The following is a 19,397-nucleotide window of genomic DNA, read 5'->3' as shown; positions in this document are numbered from 1 at the left end:
CCTTCAAGCTTTTGGACGTTTTCGAGCCAGTACTGCTCGGTAAAAAATTATTTTATTGATTTGAATGTAGGGTAGGAGTGAAAAACTAGCCCTACCAGGGGTAGTTTAGTTGGTATTTTTTACTAAGTGCTGCTCTAAGTACTGCTCTATAAAAGCTGATTTTAGTACATTGGATATAAGGTAGGAGTAAAAAACTAGCAATGCCAAAGGTAATCCAATTGAGGAAGTACCAAGGAAGAAGCTGTAAATCTAGGACAAAGTGCTGGAACTTGTAGCCCTTCATAAAGGAACGGCTAGTTTTTAGGATTCGTCTTGGTGAGGCCTGTCCTAGGTCTAGACTATAACAGAGAAGAAATTCCACCTGTGAATAGGCATAATACTGTGGAATATAGAGGATATTTCCTACAATGATCAAGATGAGACTTGCAAGAAAGTAGAGTCCAAAGACCATGAGGAAACGCTCGGTTTCAACTGATGAGAGATCTAGATTTGGAAACTCAGGATGTAGGGTGACGAATTTTTTGGCTAAAAAGCTACTATAAAAGAGGAAGTAAATCCCAAGTAAATTAGGGATACTCCATAAAAAGAGATAGAAACGTTTGAGAAGTAGGGTCAAAAAGGTTTGAGAAAAGAGCTCCTCATCAAAGAGAGCTAGGCTGTTTTTTACAGATGGCTCCGTTTTAGAATCTTTCATGAGTGTCAGTGTTGCATAGACGGAACTGGTCAAAAGAATAGTCCCGATAAAGGAGACTAGTAGAGGAAAGAGGTAGGCTTGAAGTATTTGACCAAGTATGCTGAAAAATGGTTGTTCTAAAACAGTCCCGTGGATCCGAGATAAGGGATTAAGAAAACCAGATAAGATGACCAGCATACTGGGAAGGATATAGAGGAGAAAGAGACGGGGGGTGTCAGCCTGAAAATGTTTTGACTCCTGACGAATTGTTTTTAAATCAATTTTTGGATAGTTCATTCTCTTATTATACCATAGTTCGTGACAGTTCCTACTTTTTTTGATAAAATCATACAGTATGCCCTTGGGCACAAAGTATGAACTGGGACTGTCTTTCCCAGCTTCGGAGGTAAAAAATGTCAGATTCACCAATCAAATATCGTTTGATTAAGAAAGAAAAACACACGGGAGCTCGTCTGGGAGAAATCATCACACCCCACGGTACCTTCCCGACACCTATGTTTATGCCAGTTGGGACTCAAGCCACTGTCAAAACTCAGTCACCTGAAGAATTGAAGGAGATGGGTTCGGGAATTATCCTGTCAAACACCTATCATCTCTGGCTTCGTCCTGGAGATGAACTCATTGCACGCGCAGGTGGTCTCCACAAGTTCATGAATTGGGACCAGCCTATCTTGACAGATAGTGGTGGTTTTCAGGTTTATTCCCTAGCTGATAGCCGTAATATCACAGAAGAAGGAGTAACCTTTAAAAACCATCTCAATGGGTCCAAGATGTTCTTATCCCCAGAAAAAGCCATTTCTATTCAGAATAATCTGGGCTCAGACATCATGATGTCCTTTGACGAATGTCCCCAGTTTTATCAACCTTATGATTACGTTAAGAAATCAATCGAGCGTACCAGTCGTTGGGCTGAGCGTGGTTTGAAGGCTCACCGTCGCTCGCATGACCAAGGACTATTTGGGATTGTGCAGGGGGCAGGATTTGAAGACCTGCGTCGCCAATCGGCTCATGACCTTGTCAGCATGGATTTTCCAGGCTACTCTATCGGTGGCTTGGCAGTGGGAGAAACCCACGAAGAGATGAATGCGGTCTTGGACTTTACAACTCAACTGCTGCCTGAAAATAAACCTCGTTATCTGATGGGTGTGGGAGCGCCAGATAGTTTGATTGATGGGGTGATTCGTGGTGTGGATATGTTTGACTGTGTCTTGCCGACTCGTATCGCTCGTAACGGGACTTGTATGACTAGTCAAGGTCGTTTGGTTGTCAAAAATGCCCAGTTTGCTGAGGACTTTACACCACTGGATCCTGAATGTGATTGCTACACATGTAAGAACTACACACGCGCCTACCTTCGTCACCTGCTCAAGGCTGATGAAACCTTTGGTATCCGCTTGACTAGCTACCACAATCTTTACTTCTTGCTTAACCTGATGAAGCAAGTGCGACAAGCCATCATGGATGACAATCTCTTGGAATTCCGTGAGTATTTTGTGGAAAAATATGGCTACAATAAGTCAGGCCGTAATTTCTAAAATGGAATTGATATAAGCTAAAAATCCTAAGTTTTCTCTTAGGATTTTTCTTCTTTTTTTGATAGAATAAAGTGTACAATGAAAGGAAGAATAAACTCGTATGCGCATTAAATGGTTTTCCTTGATTAGGATTACAGGTTTACTACTGGTACTCTTGTATCATTTCTTTCAGACCATCTTTCCTGGAGGATTTTTCGGGGTGGATGTCTTTTTCACATTTTCAGGTTTCCTGATTACGGCTCTACTCATCGAAGAATTTTCTAAAAACCATGAGATTGACTTGATTGGATTTTTTAGAAGACGTTTTTATCGTATCGTGCCACCTGTGGTTTTGATGGTCTTGGTAACCATGCCCTTTACCTTCCTAGTTCGCCAAGACTATGTTGCTGGAATTGGGGGTCAGATTGCGGGTGTTTTAGGCTTTATGACCAACTTCTATGAACTTCTAACAGGTGGGAGTTATGAATCTCAGTTCATTCCTCATTTGTTTGTTCATAATTGGAGCTTGGCCGTTGAGGTTCACTACTATATTCTTTGGGGATTGGCAGTTTGGTTCTTATCTAAACAGGCTAAATCAAATGGTCAGTTGAAGGGGATGGTCTTTCTTTTATCTGCCACTGCCTTCTTGATCAGCTTCTTCTCCATGTTTATTGGTAGTTTTCTAGTAACCTCTTATTCCTCTGTTTACTTCTCCAGTTTAACTCATGTCTATCCATTCTTTTTGGGAAGTATCCTAGCAACTATTGTAGGCGTTCGTCAGACGACTTCCCTCGTCAAGCAGTTGGATAAAATCTGGGATTTACGAAAGACCCTGTTGATTTTTGCAGGAGGTTTTGCCTTCTTACTCATTTTGACCTTCTTTGTCAAATTTACCTATCTCTTTGCCTATCTTATTGGCTTCTTGCTTGCCAGCCTTGCAGCTCTTGCTATGATTCTGGCGGCGCGTGTCTTACATGAAAAGACTCCTAACGTGCAGGAGCCAAAGATGATCAGCTTTTTAGCGGATACTAGCTATGCGGTTTATCTTTTCCATTGGCCTTTCTATATCATTTTTTCACAGTTGACATCAAATCTTCTTGCTGTATTACTGACTTTGATTTTTTCTTATGGCTTTGCTAGCCTATCATTCTATGTATTGGAACCTTGGATTGCAGGCAAGAACACACCTGCTTTACAAACTCTTCGTCCCCTGCCTTATATTCACGCAATTCTTGCAACAAGTACAGGAATCTTGGCCTTCATTGTCTTCTTAGTGACTTTGTTGGCACCACAAGTGGGAGCGTTTGAGACAGACTTAACTGTCAATGGTTTGAAGCAGGCTGCAACAAATATTAGCCAAACAAAAGTGATGGCAGAACGAGCAGAAGCTGATAGTTTGGGGATTGCTGATGGTACTATGTTAATTGGTGACTCGGTGGCTTTAAGGGCAAATACAGCCCTGCAGACAGCCCTTCCTGGAGCACAGATTAACGCGCAAGTCAGCAGAACAACCAAGAATGCCAATGAAATCATGCTAAATAATAGCCAGAATAAATTTTTACCTAAGATGGTGGTCATTGCGACTGGGGTAAATAATCCTGAAAATTACAAGGAAGACTGGGATAGTATCGTAAAAAATCTTCCTAAGGGCCACCATATGATTTTAGTGACTCCTTATGAGGGAGATAAGACAAAAGAGACCTATGCCATCGTTGAGAAGGCTGCTGCCTATATGAGAGAATTGGCAGAGAAGACTCCTTACATCACGATAGCAGATTGGAATCAAGTTGCGAAAGAACATCCAGAAATTTGGGCAGGAACAGACCAAGTCCATTTCGGAAGTGACACTAGCACTATTGAAGCAGGAGCTAAATTGTATGCAGATACCATTGCTACAGCCTTGCAAACAGCTCAAGACAAGCCAGTCAAATCAAAATAACCTGTATTACAGAGAAAAGAGTTGGAGAAATCCAGCTCTTTTAAAATATCTTTAGAAAATAGGTCTATACCATTTACAAATGAATCATAAAGGTTTATAATGTAATTGACATAATAAATATCAAAAGTAATCTTTTAAGGAGGTCATTATTATGCCTAATTACGTTAAAGCGGATCAGTTTTTCTATCCATTTGGCATTCGTCGCGGTGGGTACTTAGAACTTGTTGATGGCAAATTTGGGAAACATGTGGATCAAATTCCTGAAGGAGCAGAGGTTCTTGACTATACTGGTTATAGCATTGCACCAGGTCTTGTGGATACTCATATTCATGGATATGCAGGTGTAGATGTGATGGACAACAACATTGAAGGTACATTGCATACTATGAGTGAAGGACTTCTTAGTACTGGTGTTACCAGTTTCTTGCCCACAACTTTAACAGCCACTTATGAGCAATTGCTTGCAGTCACTGAAAATCTTGGAAACCATTATAAAGAAGCAACAGGTGCTAAGATTCGTGGGATTTATTATGAAGGTCCATATTTCACAGAAACTTTTAAGGGGGCACAAAATCCAACTTATATGAGAGACCCGGGTGTTGAGGAGTTTCATTCTTGGCAAGATGCTGCAAAAGGGATGCTAAATAAAATCGCTATTGCACCAGAACGTGATGGGGTGGAAGATTTTGTACGTACTATTACAGGTGAAGGTGTGACAGTTGCACTTGGACACTCAGATGCGACATTTGAACAAGCTAAGAAGGCAGTTGATGCTGGAGCTAGTGTATGGGTACATGCCTATAATGGGATGCGTGGTTTAACACACCGCGAACTAGGTATGGTAGGAGCTATGTATGAGCTCCCACATACTTACGCAGAATTGATTTGTGATGGTTATCACGTAGATCCAAAAGCTTGTGAGATTTTACTTAAGCAAAAGGGGACAGAAAACATCGCTCTTATTACGGACTGTATGACAGCTGGTGGGCTTGAAGACGGTGACTATATGTTGGGAGAATTCCCTGTTGTAGTAGCAAATGGAACTGCACGTCTCAAATCTACTGGTAACTTGGCAGGTTCTATCCTTAAACTCAAGGACGGTTTGAAAAATGTTGTCGAATGGGGAATTGCGAATCCACATGAAGCAGTCATGATGGCCAGCCTCAACCCAGCTAAATCTGTTCACATCGATGACGTCTGTGGCCAAATCCGTGAAGGCTACGATGCTGACTTTATCGTATTAGATAAAGATTTGGAATTGGTAGCAACCTATCTAGATGGTGTGAAACGTTATCAAGCATAAGAGAGAAAGCAGAAGTTAGAGATTAGCTTCTGCTTTTTTATCTATATTGCTTTACCAGTAAATAAAAAAGTTAAAAAAATCACAAAAAAGCTTGAGCAAACAAATGAAAAAGCTTACAATTATATTATAAATAGTACAAATAAAAAAACGGAGGAGTGCTTTATGAAAGCCTATACTTATGTTAAACCAGGACTTGCTTCTTTTGTTGATGTAGACAAACCAGTTATTCGCAAGCCAACAGACGCTATTGTGCGTATCGTAAAAACCACTATTTGTGGAACAGACCTCCATATCATTAAAGGAGATGTTCCTGCTTGTCAAAGTGGTACCATTCTTGGCCACGAAGGAATTGGGATTGTTGAAGAAGTTGGAGAAGGAGTTTCTAACTTCAAAAAAGGCGACAAGGTCTTGATTTCTTGTGTCTGTGCCTGTGGTAAATGCTACTACTGTAAAAAAGGAATTTATGCCCATTGTGAAGACGAAGGGGGCTGGATTTTCGGTCACTTGATTGACGGTATGCAGGCTGAGTATCTACGTGTCCCTCATGCAGATAACACTCTTTACCACACTCCAGAAGACTTGTCAGATGAGGCTTTGGTTATGCTATCAGACATTTTGCCTACTGGGTATGAAATTGGTGTCTTGAAAGGAAAAGTAGAACCTGGTTGTAGCGTAGCCATTATCGGTTCAGGTCCAGTTGGATTGGCTGCTCTATTGACAGCTCAATTCTATTCACCAGCTAAATTGATTATGGTAGACCTAGACGATAACCGCTTGGAAACTGCTGTATCATTTGGTGCGACTCACAAGATTAATTCTTCAGACCCTGAAAAAGCCATTAAAGAAATTTATGATTTGACAGATGGTCGTGGTGTAGATGTTGCTATCGAAGCTGTTGGTATTCCTGCAACATTTGATTTCTGTCAAAAGATTATCGGTGTAGACGGAACGGTTGCCAACTGTGGTGTGCATGGTAAACCAGTTGAATTCGATTTGGACAAACTTTGGATTCGCAACATCAATGTAACAACTGGTTTGGTATCTACAAATACAACTCCACAATTGTTGAAAGCTCTTGAAAGTCATAAGATTGAACCAGAAAAATTGGTAACTCACTATTTCAAACTCAGTGAAATTGAAAAAGCCTATGAAGTTTTCAGTAAGGCAGCAGACCACCATGCAATTAAGGTCATCATCGAAAACGATATTTCTGAAGCCTAGGTAGTGACAAGATTTTGGAACATAAGCAAACAGAAATTCAGTCATCCATCAGATGGCTGGATTTTTTATCAAAAAATTAAGAAATGAGCATATTTCTTTCCTTGTCTGGCGGAATTGGTTATAATATACGGTACAAAGGAATGAATGAATATGTATCGTGTTATAGAAATGTACGGAGATTTTGAACCGTGGTGGTTCTTAGAAGGTTGGGAAGAAGATATTGTAGCAAGTAGAAAATTTGACCGGTATTATGATGCTCTCAAATACTACAAAACTTGCTGGTTTAGATTGGAACAAGAATCCCCTCTTTATAAAAGCAGAAGCGATTTGATGACCATTTTTTGGGACCCGGAAGACCAACGCTGGTGCGATGAATGTGATGAGTATTTACAACAATACCATTCTTTGGCTCTTTTACAGGATGAGCAGGTTATTCCAGATGAAAAACTACGCCCAGGCTATGAAAAACAAACAGGTAAGGAAAGACACCGTTCTTGCCGTATGAAATTAAAATAGAGAAAAAGTAACTTTTTTGGAGTTGCTTTTTTTATTTTTCCAAATCTTTGCGAATAGTATAGGTGAGGAGGTAAGTATGGTTCAAGAAATTGCACAAGAAATCATTCGTTCGGCTCGGAAAAAAGGGGCGCAAGACATTTATTTTGTCCCCAAGTTATACGCCTATGAGCTTCATATGAGGGTAGGAGACGAGCGCTGTAAAATTGGTTGTTATGATTTTGAAAAGTTTGCGGCCGTCATCAGTCACTTCAAGTTTGTGGCAGGTATGAATGTGGGAGAAAAGCGACGTAGTCAGCTTGGTTCCTGCGACTATGCCTATGATGATAAGATGGCGTCCCTACGTCTATCTACCGTAGGCGATTATCGAGGACATGAGAGTTTAGTAATTCGCTTGTTGCATGATGAGGAGCAGGATTTGCATTTTTGGTTTCAGAATATTGATGAACTGGGCAAGCAGTACAGGCAACGTGGTCTCTATCTCTTTGCTGGTCCAGTCGGAAGTGGCAAGACGACCTTGATGCATGAATTGGCTAAATCTCTCTTTAAAGGACAGCAAGTTATGTCCATCGAAGATCCTGTCGAAATCAAGCAGGACGACATGCTTCAGTTGCAGTTGAACGAAGCAATCGGACTAAACTATGAAAATTTGATCAAGCTTTCCTTACGTCATCGGCCAGACCTCCTAATTATCGGAGAAATTCGAGACAGCGAGACGGCGCGTGCGGTAGTCAGAGCTAGTTTGACAGGTGCGACAGTCTTTTCAACCATTCATGCCAAGAGTATCCGAGGTGTTTATGAACGCCTGCTGGAGTTGGGTGTGAGTGAGGAGGAATTAGCGGTCGTTCTGCAAGGAGTCTGCTACCAGAGATTAATCGGGGGAGGAGGAATCGTTGACTTTGCCAACAAAGACTATCAAGAACACCAGCCAACTAGCTGGAATGAACAGATTGACCAGCTTCTTAAAGATGGACATATCACAAGTCTTCAGGCTGAAACAGAAAAAATTAGCTACAGCTAAGCAAAAAAATATCATCACCTTGTTTAACAATCTCTTTTCCAGCGGTTTTCATCTGGTGGAGACCATCTCCTTTTTAGATAGGAGTGCCTTGTTGAACAAGCAGTGTGTGACCCAGATGCGCACGGGCTTGTCTCAAGGGAAATCATTTTCAGAAATAATGGACAGTTTGGGATTTTCAAGTGCCATTGTCACTCAGTTATCTCTAGCTGAAGTCCATGGCAATCTCCATCTGAGTTTGGGAAAGATAGAAGAGTATCTAGACAATCTGGCCAAGGTCAAGAAAAAACTAATTGAAGTAGCGACCTATCCTTTGATTTTGCTGGGATTTCTTCTCTTAATTATGCTGGGACTACGGAATTACCTGCTACCACAACTGGATAGTAGCAATATTGCCACTCAAATTATCGGTAATCTGCCACAAATCTTTCTAGGAATGGTAGGGTTTATTTCAGTAGGTGTCCTTTTAGCACTAACTTTTTATAAAAGAAGTTCTAAGATGCGCGTCTTTTCTATCCTAGCACGCATTCCTTTTCTTGGAATTTTTGTGCAGACCTATTTGACGGCCTATTATGCGCGTGAATGGGGCAATATGATTTCGCAGGGAATGGAGTTGACGCAGATTTTTCAGATCATGCAGGAACAAGGTTCCCAATTATTTAAAGAAATCGGTCGAGATTTGGCGCAAGCCCTACAAAATGGCCGCGAATTTTCTCAAACCATAGCAACCTATCCTTTTTTTAGGAAGGAATTGAGTCTCATCATAGAGTATGGGGAAGTTAAGTCCAAGCTGGGTAGTGAGTTGGAAATCTATGCTGAAAAAACTTGGGAAGCCTTTTTTACCCGAGTCAACCGCACCATGAATTTGGTGCAGCCACTGGTTTTTATCTTTGTGGCACTGATTATCGTTTTACTTTATGCGGCAATGCTCATGCCCATGTATCAAAATATGGAGGTAAATTTTTAACATGAAAAAAATGATGACATACTTGAAAACAGCGAAGGAAAAAGCCTTTACTCTTGTGGAAATGTTGGTAGTCCTTCTGATTATCAGTGTTCTCCTCTTACTCTTTGTACCTAATTTGACCAAGCAAAAAGAGGCGGTCAATGACAAAGGGAAAGCTGCTGTTGTTAAGGTGGTGGAAAGCCAGGCAGAGCTTTATAGCTTAGAAAAAAATGAAGATGCTAGCCTAAGTAAGTTACAAGCAGATGGGCGTATTACTCCTGAACAGGCTAAAGCCTATAATGAATACTATACTAAAAACGGAGGAGCAAATCGTAAAGTCAATGATTAAGGCCTTTACCATGCTTGAAAGTCTTTTGGTTTTGGGTCTTGTGAGTATCGTAGCCTTGGGCTTATCCGGCTCTGTCCAGTCCACTTTTGCGGCGGTAGAGGAGCAGATTTTCTTTATGGAGTTTGAAGAACTCTATAGGGAAACCCAAAAACGCAGTGTAGCTAGTCAGCAAAAGACTAGTCTGAACTTAGATGGGCAGACGATTAGCAATGGCGGTCAAAAGTTGACAGTTCCTAAAGGAATTCAAGCACCATCAGGCCAAAGTATTACATTTGACCGATCTGGGGGCAATTCGTCCCTGGCTAAGGTTGAATTTCAGACTAGTAAAGGAGCGATTCGCTATCAATTATATCTAGGAAATGGAAAAATTAAACGCATTAAGGAAACAAAAAATTAGGGCAGTAATTTTACTGGAAGCAGTAGTTGCTCTAGCTATCTTTGCCAGCATAGCAACCCTCCTTTTGGGACAAATTCAGAAAAATAGGCAAGAAGAAGCAAAAATCTTGCAGAAAGAAGAAGTTGTGCGTGTCGCTAAGATGGCACTGCAGACAGGTCAAAATCAGGTAAACATAAACGGAGTTGAGATTCAGGTGTTTTCTAGTGAAAAGGGATTGGAGGTCTACCATGGTTCAGAACAGTTGTTGGCAATCAAAGAGCCATAAGGTCAAGGCTTTTACCTTATTAGAATCCCTGATTGCCCTCATTGTCATCAGTGGAAGCTTACTCCTCTTTCAAGCTATGAGTCAGCTTCTCATTTCAGAAGTTCGCTATCAGCAGCAAAGCGAGCAAAAGGAGTGGCTCTTGTTTGTGGACCAGCTGGAGGCAGAATTAGACCGTTCGCAGTTCGAAAAAGTGGAGGGCAACCGCCTCTATATGAAGCAGGATGGCAAGGAAATTGCGATAGGTAAGTCAAAATCAGATGATTTTCGGAAAACCGATGCCAGTGGACGAGGTTATCAACCTATGGTTTATGGTCTCAAATCTGCGCAGATTACAGAGGACAATCAAGTGGTTCGTTTTCATTTTCAGTTCCAAAAAGGCTTAGAAAGGGAGTTTATCTATCGTGTGGAAAAAGAAAAAAGTTAAGGCAGGTGTTCTCCTCTATGCGGTCACCATAGCAGCCATCTTTAGTCTTTTGTTACAATTTTACTTGAACCGACAAGTCGCCCACTATCAAGACTATGCTTTAAATAAAGAAAAGTTGATCGCTTTTGCCATGGCTAAACGAACCAAGGATAAAGTCGAGCAAGAAAGCGGGGAACAGGTCTTTAATCTGGGTCAGGTAAGTTATCAAAACAAGAAAACAAACTTGGTGACAAGGGTTCGTACGCCTAAGAGACAATATGAATTCATCTTTCCTTCAGTCAAAATCAAAGAAGAGAAAAAGGATAAAAAGGAAGAGGTAGCGACCGATTCAAGCGAAAAAGCGGAGAAGAAAAAATCAGAAGAGAAGCCTGAAAAGAAAGAGAATTCCTAGCTAATCAAGCTACTTTGTGCTAAACTAAAAATATGAAACATGATTTTAACCACAAAACAGAAACTTTCGATTCCCCTAAAAATATCTTTCTTGCAAACTTGGTTTGTCAAGCAGTCGAGAAACAGATTGATCTTCTATCAGACAAAGAAATTTTGGATTTCGGTGGAGGGACGGGGCTATTAGCCTTGCCTCTGGTCAAACAAGCAAAGTCTGTAACATTGGTGGATATTTCAGAGAAAATGCTGGAGCAAGCTCGTTTGAAAGCGGAGCGACAAGACATCAAGAATATCCAGTTTTTGGAGCAAGATTTATTGAAAAATCCCTTGGAGCAAGAGTTTGATCTCATTGTTGTTTGTCGTGTTCTTCATCATATGCCTGATTTGGATGCGGCTCTCTCACTGTTTCATCAACATCTGAGAGAAAACGGACAACTCCTCATTGCTGATTTTACCAAGACAGAAGCTAACCATCATGGATTTGAATTGGTTGAACTGGAAAACAAGCTAGCCCAGTTTGGTTTTTCGAGCATTGATAGTCAGATTCTTTACAGTGCTGAAGACCTGTTTCAAGGAAATTACTCAGAACTCTTTTTAACAGTAGCCCAAAAATCACTCGCCTAGTCAGGGAGTGATTTTTCTATAAGGATGGAAAAAAGAAGGGAAATTTGATAAGATAGGAATATGGATTTTGAAAAAATTGAACAAGCTTATACCTATTTACTAGAGAATGTCCAAGTCATCCAAAGTGATTTGGCGACCAATTTTTATGATGCCTTGGTGGAGCAAAACAGCATCTATTTGGATGGTGAGACTGAGCTAGAGCAAGTCAAGGAGAACAATCAGGCCCTTAAGCGTTTAGCACTTCGCAAAGAAGAATGGCTCAAGACCTACCAGTTTCTCTTGATGAAGGCTGGGCAGACAGAGCCCTTGCAGGCCAATCACCAGTTTACACCAGATGCTATTGCTTTACTTTTGGTGTTTATTGTGGAAGAGTTGTTTAAAGAGGAGGAAATTACTATCCTCGAAATGGGTTCTGGGATGGGAATTTTAGGCGCTACTTTCTTGACCTCGCTTGATAAAAAGGTGGATTATTTGGGAATGGAAGTGGATGATTTGCTGATTGATTTGGCAGCAAGCATGGCAGATGTGATTGGTTTGCAGGCTGGCTTTGTCCAAGGAGATGCCGTTCGTCCACAAATGCTCAAAGAAAGCGATGTGGTCATCAGCGACTTGCCTGCCGGCTATTATCCTGATGATGCAGTTGCGTCGCGTCATCAAGTTGCTTCTAGTCAAGAACATACCTACGCCCATCACTTGCTCATGGAACAAGGACTTAAGTATCTCAAGTCAGACAGATACGCTATTTTTCTAGCTCCGAGTGATTTGTTGACCAGTCCTCAAAGTAATTTGTTGAAAGGGTGGCTGAAAGAAGAGGCAAGTCTGGCTGCTATGATTAGTCTGCCTGAAAATCTCTTTGCTAATTCCAAACAATCTAAGACTATTTTTATCTTACAGAAGAAAAGTGAAATAGCAGTAGAGCCTTTTATTTATCCACTTGCTAGCCTACAAAATGCAAGTGTTTTAATGAAATTTAAAGAAAATTTTCAAAAATGGACTCAAGGTACTGAAATATAAAATAGATTTTGTTATAATAGATGAAAACGCTTAAAAAGGGGTATCATGTTATGACAAAAACAATTGCAATCAATGCAGGAAGTTCAAGTTTGAAATGGCAATTATACTTAATGCCAGAAGAAAAAGTATTGGCGAAAGGTTTGATTGAACGTATCGGTTTGAAAGATTCAATTTCAACTGTAAAATTTGACGGCCGTTCTGAGCAACAAATTTTGGATATTGAAAATCATACACAAGCCGTTAAAATTTTATTGGATGACTTGATTCGTTTCGATATTATCAAGGCTTATGACGAGATTACAGGTGTTGGACATCGTGTTGTTGCCGGTGGAGAATATTTCAAAGAATCAACGGTTGTTGAGGGGGATGTTTTAGAAAAAGTTGAAGAGTTGAGCTTGTTGGCTCCTCTCCACAATCCAGCCAATGCAGCAGGTGTTCGTGCCTTCAAGGAGTTGTTGCCAGACATTACCAGTGTAGTTGTTTTTGATACTTCCTTCCACACAAGTATGCCAGAGAAAGCTTATCGCTACCCTCTACCAACAAAATATTACACAGAAAACAAGGTGCGTAAATATGGTGCCCACGGTACAAGTCACCAGTTTGTAGCAGGAGAAGCAGCAAAACTCTTGGGACGTCCATTAGAAGACTTGAAGTTGATTACCTGTCATATTGGTAACGGAGGCTCAATTACAGCTGTGAAAGCTGGTAAGTCTGTCGACACTTCTATGGGCTTCACTCCTCTGGGTGGTATTATGATGGGAACTCGTACAGGGGACATTGATCCAGCTGTCATTCCTTACTTAATGCAATATACAGATGATTTTAACACACCAGAAGATATCAGTCGTGTTCTGAATCGTGAATCAGGTCTTTTGGGAGTTTCTGCTAATTCTAGCGATATGCGCGATATAGAAGCAGCTGTAGCAGAAGGGAATCACGACGCTAGCTTGGCTTATGAAATGTATGTTGACCGTATTCAAAAACATATCGGTCAGTACCTTGCAGTGCTAAATGGAGCAGATGCCATTGTTTTCACAGCAGGTGTTGGTGAAAATGCAGCAAATTTCCGTCGTGATGTAATCTCAGGAATTTCGTGGTTTGGCTGTGATGTTGATGATGAAAAGAATGTCTTTGGCGTTACAGGAGACATCTCAACAGATGCAGCGAAGATCCGTGTCTTGGTTATTCCAACAGATGAAGAATTAGTCATTGCCCGTGATGTTGAACGCTTGAAAAAATAAGTAAAACTAGTAAAAATATTCCGTACAAGGAGTTGGGAAAGAGATTTTCCGGCTCCTTTTTCTGATGAAATTGTGCAAAACCTTGCTATGATTGGCTTTTTTGAAAAATATGGTATAATAGTAGTAATTTAATAGATGGAGTTGAGTTTTGAAGAAAAACTTTCGTGTAAAAAGAGAGAAAGATTTTAAGGCGATTTTCAAGGAGGGGACAAGTTTTGCCAATCGCAAGTTTGTTGTCTACCAACTAGAAAATCAGAAAAACCATTTTCGAGTAGGTCTATCAGTTAGCAAAAAACTGGGGAATGCCGTCACTAGAAATCAAATCAAGCGACGAATTAGACATATTATCCAGAATGCAAAAGGGAGTCTGGTAGCAGATGTCGATTTTGTTGTCATTGCTCGAAAAGGGGTCGAAACCTTGGAATACGCAGAGATGGAGAAAAATCTACTCCACGTATTAAAATTATCAAAGATTTACCGGGAAGGAAATGGGAGTGAAAAAGAAACTACAGTTGACTAGTTTGCTAGGACTGTCTCTATTGATCATGACAGCCTGTGCGACTAATGGGACAACTAGCGATATTACAGCCGATTCGGCTGATTTTTGGAGTAAATTTGTTTACTTCTTTGCGGAAATCATTCGCTTTTTATCGTTTGATATCAGTATCGGAGTAGGGATTATTCTCTTTACGATCTTGATTCGTACAGTCCTCTTGCCAGTCTTTCAGGTGCAAATGGTGGCATCCAGAAAAATGCAAGAAGCTCAACCACGCATTAAGGCGCTTCGAGAACAATATCCAGGGCGTGATATGGAGAGCAGAACCAAGCTAGAGCAAGAAATGCGTAAAGTCTTTAAAGAAATGGGTGTCAGACAGTCAGATTCTCTTTGGCCGATTTTGATTCAGATGCCGGTTATTTTGGCCTTGTTCCAAGCCCTATCAAGAGTTGACTTTTTAAAGACAGGTCATTTCTTATGGATTAACCTTGGTGGTGTGGATACAACCCTTGTTCTCCCGATTTTAGCAGCAGTATTCACCTTTTTAAGTACTTGGTTGTCTAACAAAGCCTTGTCTGAGCGTAATGGAGCTACGACGGCGATGATGTATGGGATTCCAGTCTTGATTTTTATCTTTGCAGTTTATGCGCCAGGTGGAGTCGCCCTATACTGGACAGTGTCCAATGCTTACCAAGTCTTGCAAACCTATTTCTTGAACAATCCATTCAAGATTATCGCAGAACGTGAGGCGGTAGTACAGGCACAGAAAGATTTGGAAAATAGAAAAAGAAAAGCCAAGAAAAAGGCTCAGAAAACGAAATAATAAGGAGGAATCTGGTAATGGTAGTATTTACAGGTTCAACTGTTGAAGAAGCAATCCAAAAAGGATTGAAAGAATTAGATATTCCAAGGAAGAAGGCACATATTAAAGTCATTTCTCGTGAGAAAAAAGGCTTTCTTGGTTTATTTGGTAAAAAACCAGCCCAGGTTGACATTGAAGCGATTAGTGAAACGACAGTTGTCAAAGCAAATCAACAAGCTGTAAAGGGAGTTCCAAAACAAATCAATGATTTGAATGAGCCTGTTAAAACAGTGAGTGAAGCAACTGTTGATTTGGGTCATGTTGTAGAGGCAATTAAAAAGATTGAGGAAGAAGGTCAAGGTATTTCTGATGAAGTCAAGGCTGAAATCTTAAAACATGAAAGACATGCCAGCACTATCTTAGAAGAAACTGGTCATATTGAGATTTTAAATGAACTTCAAATCGAGGAAGCGATGAGGGAAGAAGCGGGCGCTGATGGCCTTGAAACTGAGCAAGACCAAACTGAAAATCAAGACTTGACAGAGATGGGCTTGAAAGTTGAACCGAGCTTTGATATTGCACAGGTGGCTACGGATGTGACTGCCTATGTTCAAGCGATTGTGGATGACATGGATGTTGAAGCCACACTTTCAAATGATTATAACCGTCGTAGTATCAATTTGCAAATTGATACTAACGAACCAGGTCGTATTATCGGCTACCATGGTAAAGTCTTGAAGGCCTTGCAACTGTTGGCTCAAAATTATCTTTACAACCGCTATTCAAGAACCTTCTACATTACAATCAATGTCAATGATTATGTTGAACATCGTGCAGAAGTCTTGCAGACCTATGCGCAAAAATTGGCGACTCGTGTTTTAGAAGAAGGACGCAGTCATCAAACAGATCCAATGTCGAATAGCGAACGCAAGATTATCCATCGTATTATTTCACGTATGGATGGCGTGACCAGTTACTCTGAGGGTGATGAGCCAAATCGCTATGTCGTTGTAGATACAGAATAAGTAAAATCAGGTTTACCCTGATTTTTTGCTAGCTAGAGGAGATGAAACGGATGTTGAATAAGATAAGAGACTATTTAGATTTTGCTGGTTTGCAGTATCGTAATCCGGATAAGTCTGGAGATGAGCGAGAGAAGATGCTGGAATTGCGTCACAAAGGCCAAGAGGCACGAAAGGCTTTTACAGAATTGGCTAAAGTCTTTCAGGCAAATCATCCAGAATGGCAACTCCAACAGACTAGCCAGTGGATGAATCAAGCGCAGCGTTTGCGACCACATTTTTGGGTCTATCTACAGAGAGACGGACAAGTGACAGAGCCTATGCTAGCCTTACGTTTGTACGGGAATTCTTCTGATTTTGGTATTTCCTTAGAAGTTAGTTTTATAGAGCGCAAGAAAGATGAGCAAACCTTGGAGCAACAAGCCAAAGTTTTAGACATTCCAACCGTTGAAGGGATTTATTATCTAGCCTACTCCGATGGTCAAAGTCAACGGTGGGAGGCGAACGAAGAAAATCGTTGTACTTTACGCGAGAAGTTGAGAAGTCAGGAAGTTCGCAAAGTTTTAGTTAAAGCAGATGTTTCTTTTATTGAAAATCAATCATTAGAAGTGATTTTAGAAAAATTAGATGAAGCTTATGAGCGCTTACTTCCCTACTATCAGGCGACTAGAGGATAGCAAATAGAATACTTATTTACGTCGAATTGTTTAATTGCTATTCTATGTATTTTTTCATATAATAGTAAAATAGAATGTGTGATTCACTAATCACCTCAAATAGAAAGGAAATTCTATGTCAAATCTATCTGTTAATGCAATTCGTTTCCTAGGTATTGACGCCATTAATAAAGCCAACTCAGGTCACCCAGGTGTGGTTATGGGAGCAGCTCCGATGGCTTACAGCCTCTTTACAAAACAACTTCGTATCAATCCAGCTCAACCAAACTGGATTAACCGCGACCGCTTTATTCTTTCAGCAGGTCATGGTTCAATGCTTCTTTATGCCCTTCTTCACCTTTCTGGTTTTGAAGATGTCAGCATGGATGAGATCAAGAGCTTCCGTCAATGGGGTTCAAAAACACCAGGTCACCCAGAATTTGGCCATACAGCAGGAATTGATGCTACAACAGGTCCTTTAGGTCAAGGGATTTCAACTGCTACTGGTTTTGCCCAGGCAGAACGTTTCTTGGCAGCCAAATATAATCGCGAAGGCTACAATATCTTTGACCACTATACTTATGTTATCTGTGGAGACGGAGACTTGATGGAAGGTGTCTCAAGTGAGGCGGCTTCATACGCAGGTTTGCAAAAACTTGATAAGTTGGTTGTTCTTTATGATTCAAATGACATCAACTTGGATGGTGAGACAAAGGATTCCTTTACAGAAAGTGTTCGTGAGCGTTACAATGCCTACGGTTGGCATACTGCCTTGGTTGAAGATGGAACAGACTTGGAAGCAATCCATGCTGCTATCGAAACAGCTAAAGCTTCAGGCAAACCATCTTTGATTGAAGTGAAGACTGTTATTGGATACGGTTCACCAAACAAACAAGGAACTAATGCCGTACATGGTGCTCCTCTTGGAGCAGATGAAACTGCAGCAACTCGTCAAGTTCTTGGTTGGGACTACGAACCATTTGAAATCCCAGAACAAGTATATGCTGATTTCAAAGAACATGTTGCAGACCGTGGCGCATCAGCTTATGAAGCTTGGACAAAATTAGTTGCTGACTATAAAGAAGTGCATCCAGAATTGGCTGCAGAAGTAGAAGCCATCATCAATGGACGTGATCCAGTTGAAGTAACTCCAGCAGACTTCCCAGCCTTAGAAAATGGTTTCTCTCAAGCAACTCGTAACTCGAGTCAGGATGCCTTGAACGTTGTGGCAGCTAAGTTACCAACTTTCTTGGGTGGATCAGCTGACCTAGCTCACTCAAACATGACTTATATCAAGACTGACGGACTTCAAGACGATGCCAATCGCTTGAACCGCAACATTCAGTTTGGTGTTCGTGAATTTGCCATGGGAACGATCTTGAACGGGATGGCCCTTCACGGTGGACTTCGTGTATACGGTGGAACTTTCTTCGTCTTCTCTGACTATGTGAAGGCAGCTGTCCGCTTGTCAGCTTTGCAAGGTCTTCCTGTGACTTATGTCTTTACCCACGATTCAATCGCAGTTGGGGAAGACGGTCCAACGCACGAACCAGTTGAGCATTTAGCAGGTCTTCGTGCCATGCCAAATCTGAATGTTTTCCGTCCAGCAGATGCGCGTGAAACGCAAGCAGCTTGGTACCTTGCAGTGACAAGTGAGAAAACACCAACTGCCCTTGTCTTGACCCGTCAAAACTTGACTGTCGAAGAAGGAACAGACTTCGACAAGGTTGCAAAAGGTGCCTATGTTGTCTATGAAAATGCAGCAGATTTTGATACCATCTTGATTGCGACAGGTTCAGAGGTTAATCTTGCTGTCTCAGCTGCCAAAGAATTGGCTAGTCAAGGTGCAAAAGTCCGCGTAGTCAGCATGCCATCTACAGATGTCTTTGATAAACAAGATGCAGCATACAAGGAAGAAATTCTTCCAAATGCAGTTCGCCGTCGTGTTGCAGTCGAAATGGGTGCAACTCAAAACTGGTACAAATATGTTGGTCTAGATGGTGCTGTTCTTGGTATTGATACCTTCGGAGCCTCTGCACCAGCACCAAAAGTATTGGCAGAATATGGCTTTACAGTTGAAAATCTTGTAAAAGTCGTTCAAAACTTGAAATAATTCTAAAAATCAGGGCGCAAGCTCTGTTTTTTTCTTACTAGAAAAGTAAGGTACAATCTTGTAAAAGTAACTGAAATTTGATATAGTAGTCCTATGTAAAAGACAAAGGAGAATATAATGGAATCACAATATACATTTTTAATCATTCTTGTGGCTATGTTGGGCTTGATGTTCTTTACGCAACGCTCTCAAAAGAAACAAGCACAAAAGCGTATGGAAAGCTTGAATAAATTACAAAAAGGCTATGAAGTGATTACAATCGGTGGCCTTTATGGAACAGTCGATGAAGTAGATACAGAAAAGAAAACAATTGTTCTTGATGTAGATGGGGTTTACTTGACTTTTGAACTAGCTGCTATCAAGACAGTATTACCGCTGAAAGAAACAGCTTCACTAGAAGGTGCAATTGAAAAATAAGACGGGATTACTAACTCCCGTTTTTCTATAAAAGAAAGGAAA

Annotated in this window: 22 protein-coding genes and 1 pseudogene; 21 read left to right on the top strand and 2 right to left on the bottom strand. The window is 40.9% G+C overall.

Annotated features, from left to right (window positions below; all coding sequences use genetic code 11):
• Window positions 1-3: 3 nt before the first annotated feature.
• Together HW098_RS06965 and HW098_RS06960 are read right to left on the bottom strand one after the other, a co-directional pair.
• Window positions 4-102, bottom strand: a pseudogene (locus HW098_RS06965) (beta-carotene 15,15'-monooxygenase); the annotation flags it as partial.
• A complete protein-coding gene (locus HW098_RS06960; RefSeq protein WP_050973134.1) occupies window positions 92-970 on the bottom strand; it encodes a DUF975 family protein in 879 nt (292 codons plus the stop codon). The pseudogene HW098_RS06965 and the gene HW098_RS06960, both read right to left, overlap by 11 nt.
• Window positions 971-1,086: 116 nt before the next feature.
• Here HW098_RS06960 and tgt point away from each other — a divergent pair, with 116 nt between their 5' ends.
• The 21 genes from tgt (at window position 1,087) to yajC (ending at window position 19,355) form a co-directional block, all read left to right on the top strand.
• A complete protein-coding gene (gene tgt / locus HW098_RS06955) occupies window positions 1,087-2,229 on the top strand; it encodes a tRNA guanosine(34) transglycosylase Tgt (RefSeq protein ID WP_176139657.1) in 1,143 nt (380 codons plus the stop codon).
• 100 nt (window positions 2,230-2,329) lie between these two features.
• Window positions 2,330-4,147 carry an acyltransferase family protein gene (locus tag HW098_RS06950; protein ID WP_176139656.1) on the top strand — a complete coding sequence of 606 codons (1,818 nt, stop codon included), beginning with the start codon at window positions 2,330-2,332 and terminating at the stop codon, window positions 4,145-4,147.
• A gap of 151 nt (window positions 4,148-4,298) precedes the next feature.
• Window positions 4,299-5,450 (top strand): N-acetylglucosamine-6-phosphate deacetylase, encoded by a 1,152-nt coding sequence (nagA, locus tag HW098_RS06945; protein ID WP_176139655.1) that lies wholly within the window; start codon window positions 4,299-4,301, stop codon window positions 5,448-5,450.
• A gap of 162 nt (window positions 5,451-5,612) precedes the next feature.
• Window positions 5,613-6,671 (top strand): zinc-dependent alcohol dehydrogenase family protein, encoded by a 1,059-nt coding sequence (locus HW098_RS06940; protein WP_000649459.1) that lies wholly within the window; start codon window positions 5,613-5,615, stop codon window positions 6,669-6,671.
• A 150-nt stretch (window positions 6,672-6,821) separates the two neighbouring features.
• Window positions 6,822-7,187, top strand: a complete 366-nt coding sequence (locus HW098_RS06935) for a DUF1033 family protein (protein ID WP_050271133.1) — start codon at window positions 6,822-6,824, stop codon at window positions 7,185-7,187.
• A 76-nt stretch (window positions 7,188-7,263) separates the two neighbouring features.
• Window positions 7,264-8,205, top strand: coding sequence for a competence type IV pilus ATPase ComGA (comGA, locus tag HW098_RS06930; RefSeq protein WP_176139654.1), 942 nt, complete (start codon window positions 7,264-7,266; stop codon window positions 8,203-8,205).
• Entirely contained in the window at window positions 8,153-9,169 is a 1,017-nt protein-coding gene (gene comGB, locus HW098_RS06925; protein ID WP_176139653.1) for a competence type IV pilus assembly protein ComGB, read from the top strand. Before comGA ends, comGB begins: the two co-directional genes overlap by 53 nt.
• A gap of 1 nt (window position 9,170) precedes the next feature.
• The gene (gene comGC / locus HW098_RS06920; RefSeq protein WP_176139652.1) at window positions 9,171-9,497 is read left to right on the top strand and encodes a competence type IV pilus major pilin ComGC; all 327 of its coding nucleotides are present in this window, start codon (window positions 9,171-9,173) and stop codon (window positions 9,495-9,497) included.
• The gene (gene comGD / locus HW098_RS06915; RefSeq protein ID WP_240149468.1) at window positions 9,490-9,894 is read left to right on the top strand and encodes a competence type IV pilus minor pilin ComGD; all 405 of its coding nucleotides are present in this window, start codon (window positions 9,490-9,492) and stop codon (window positions 9,892-9,894) included. Before comGC ends, comGD begins: the two co-directional genes overlap by 8 nt.
• Window positions 9,857-10,159: a competence type IV pilus minor pilin ComGE gene (comGE, locus tag HW098_RS06910; protein ID WP_071478895.1), complete on the top strand. Its 303-nt coding sequence runs from the start codon at window positions 9,857-9,859 to the stop codon at window positions 10,157-10,159. Before comGD ends, comGE begins: the two co-directional genes overlap by 38 nt.
• Window positions 10,122-10,583, top strand: coding sequence for a competence type IV pilus minor pilin ComGF (gene comGF, locus HW098_RS06905; RefSeq protein ID WP_050243361.1), 462 nt, complete (start codon window positions 10,122-10,124; stop codon window positions 10,581-10,583). Before comGE ends, comGF begins: the two co-directional genes overlap by 38 nt.
• Window positions 10,561-10,974, top strand: a complete 414-nt coding sequence (gene comGG, locus HW098_RS06900; protein ID WP_176139650.1) for a competence type IV pilus minor pilin ComGG — start codon at window positions 10,561-10,563, stop codon at window positions 10,972-10,974. Before comGF ends, comGG begins: the two co-directional genes overlap by 23 nt.
• A gap of 32 nt (window positions 10,975-11,006) precedes the next feature.
• Complete coding sequence (locus HW098_RS06895; RefSeq protein WP_176139649.1) at window positions 11,007-11,594, top strand: class I SAM-dependent methyltransferase; 588 nt, start codon at window positions 11,007-11,009, stop codon at window positions 11,592-11,594.
• A 60-nt stretch (window positions 11,595-11,654) separates the two neighbouring features.
• Window positions 11,655-12,608 (top strand): class I SAM-dependent methyltransferase, encoded by a 954-nt coding sequence (locus HW098_RS06890; RefSeq protein ID WP_176139648.1) that lies wholly within the window; start codon window positions 11,655-11,657, stop codon window positions 12,606-12,608.
• 50 nt (window positions 12,609-12,658) lie between these two features.
• Window positions 12,659-13,849: an acetate kinase gene (locus tag HW098_RS06885; protein WP_050243357.1), complete on the top strand. Its 1,191-nt coding sequence runs from the start codon at window positions 12,659-12,661 to the stop codon at window positions 13,847-13,849.
• Window positions 13,850-13,997: 148 nt separating this feature from the next.
• A complete protein-coding gene (gene rnpA / locus HW098_RS06880) occupies window positions 13,998-14,369 on the top strand; it encodes a ribonuclease P protein component (protein WP_176139647.1) in 372 nt (123 codons plus the stop codon).
• Window positions 14,344-15,168, top strand: a complete 825-nt coding sequence (locus HW098_RS06875; protein WP_345789775.1) for a membrane protein insertase YidC — start codon at window positions 14,344-14,346, stop codon at window positions 15,166-15,168. Before rnpA ends, HW098_RS06875 begins: the two co-directional genes overlap by 26 nt.
• 17 nt (window positions 15,169-15,185) lie before the next feature.
• Window positions 15,186-16,172: an RNA-binding cell elongation regulator Jag/EloR gene (gene jag, locus HW098_RS06870; RefSeq protein ID WP_176139645.1), complete on the top strand. Its 987-nt coding sequence runs from the start codon at window positions 15,186-15,188 to the stop codon at window positions 16,170-16,172.
• 50 nt (window positions 16,173-16,222) lie between these two features.
• Window positions 16,223-16,846 (top strand): ribonuclease P, encoded by a 624-nt coding sequence (locus tag HW098_RS06865; protein WP_176139644.1) that lies wholly within the window; start codon window positions 16,223-16,225, stop codon window positions 16,844-16,846.
• 115 nt (window positions 16,847-16,961) lie between these two features.
• Window positions 16,962-18,938: a transketolase gene (gene tkt, locus HW098_RS06860; RefSeq protein WP_176139643.1), complete on the top strand. Its 1,977-nt coding sequence runs from the start codon at window positions 16,962-16,964 to the stop codon at window positions 18,936-18,938.
• Between the two features lie 117 nt (window positions 18,939-19,055).
• A complete protein-coding gene (yajC, locus tag HW098_RS06855; protein ID WP_020901078.1) occupies window positions 19,056-19,355 on the top strand; it encodes a preprotein translocase subunit YajC in 300 nt (99 codons plus the stop codon).
• Window positions 19,356-19,397: the final 42 nt, after the last annotated feature.

The organism is Streptococcus sp. 1453, assembly GCF_013276955.1.
GTDB lineage: Bacteria > Bacillota > Bacilli > Lactobacillales > Streptococcaceae > Streptococcus.
The sequence above is the reverse complement of the archived record's forward strand: the minus strand, read 5'-3'. Positions and strand labels throughout refer to the sequence as shown.

Bases quoted from the DNA above. Each gene is read 5' to 3' on its own strand.
- yajC (WP_020901078.1), top strand. From the start codon at position 19,056: ATGGAATCACAATATACATTTTTAATCATTCTTGTGGCTATGTTGGGC.
- HW098_RS06960 (WP_050973134.1), bottom strand. From the start codon at position 970: ATGAACTATCCAAAAATTGATTTAAAAACAATTCGTCAGGAGTCAAAA.
- HW098_RS06865 (WP_176139644.1), top strand. From the start codon at position 16,223: ATGTTGAATAAGATAAGAGACTATTTAGATTTTGCTGGTTTGCAGTAT.
- HW098_RS06890 (WP_176139648.1), top strand. From the start codon at position 11,655: ATGGATTTTGAAAAAATTGAACAAGCTTATACCTATTTACTAGAGAAT.
- comGD (WP_240149468.1), top strand. From the start codon at position 9,490: ATGATTAAGGCCTTTACCATGCTTGAAAGTCTTTTGGTTTTGGGTCTT.
- jag (WP_176139645.1), top strand. From the start codon at position 15,186: ATGGTAGTATTTACAGGTTCAACTGTTGAAGAAGCAATCCAAAAAGGA.
- comGA (WP_176139654.1), top strand. From the start codon at position 7,264: ATGGTTCAAGAAATTGCACAAGAAATCATTCGTTCGGCTCGGAAAAAA.
- comGB (WP_176139653.1), top strand. From the start codon at position 8,153: ATGGACATATCACAAGTCTTCAGGCTGAAACAGAAAAAATTAGCTACA.
- HW098_RS06950 (WP_176139656.1), top strand. From the start codon at position 2,330: ATGCGCATTAAATGGTTTTCCTTGATTAGGATTACAGGTTTACTACTG.
- HW098_RS06940 (WP_000649459.1), top strand. From the start codon at position 5,613: ATGAAAGCCTATACTTATGTTAAACCAGGACTTGCTTCTTTTGTTGAT.
- tkt (WP_176139643.1), top strand. From the start codon at position 16,962: ATGTCAAATCTATCTGTTAATGCAATTCGTTTCCTAGGTATTGACGCC.
- HW098_RS06885 (WP_050243357.1), top strand. From the start codon at position 12,659: ATGACAAAAACAATTGCAATCAATGCAGGAAGTTCAAGTTTGAAATGG.
- tgt (WP_176139657.1), top strand. From the start codon at position 1,087: ATGTCAGATTCACCAATCAAATATCGTTTGATTAAGAAAGAAAAACAC.
- HW098_RS06895 (WP_176139649.1), top strand. From the start codon at position 11,007: ATGAAACATGATTTTAACCACAAAACAGAAACTTTCGATTCCCCTAAA.
- nagA (WP_176139655.1), top strand. From the start codon at position 4,299: ATGCCTAATTACGTTAAAGCGGATCAGTTTTTCTATCCATTTGGCATT.
- HW098_RS06935 (WP_050271133.1), top strand. From the start codon at position 6,822: ATGTATCGTGTTATAGAAATGTACGGAGATTTTGAACCGTGGTGGTTC.
- comGE (WP_071478895.1), top strand. From the start codon at position 9,857: ATGGAAAAATTAAACGCATTAAGGAAACAAAAAATTAGGGCAGTAATT.
- comGF (WP_050243361.1), top strand. From the start codon at position 10,122: ATGGTTCAGAACAGTTGTTGGCAATCAAAGAGCCATAAGGTCAAGGCT.
- comGC (WP_176139652.1), top strand. From the start codon at position 9,171: ATGAAAAAAATGATGACATACTTGAAAACAGCGAAGGAAAAAGCCTTT.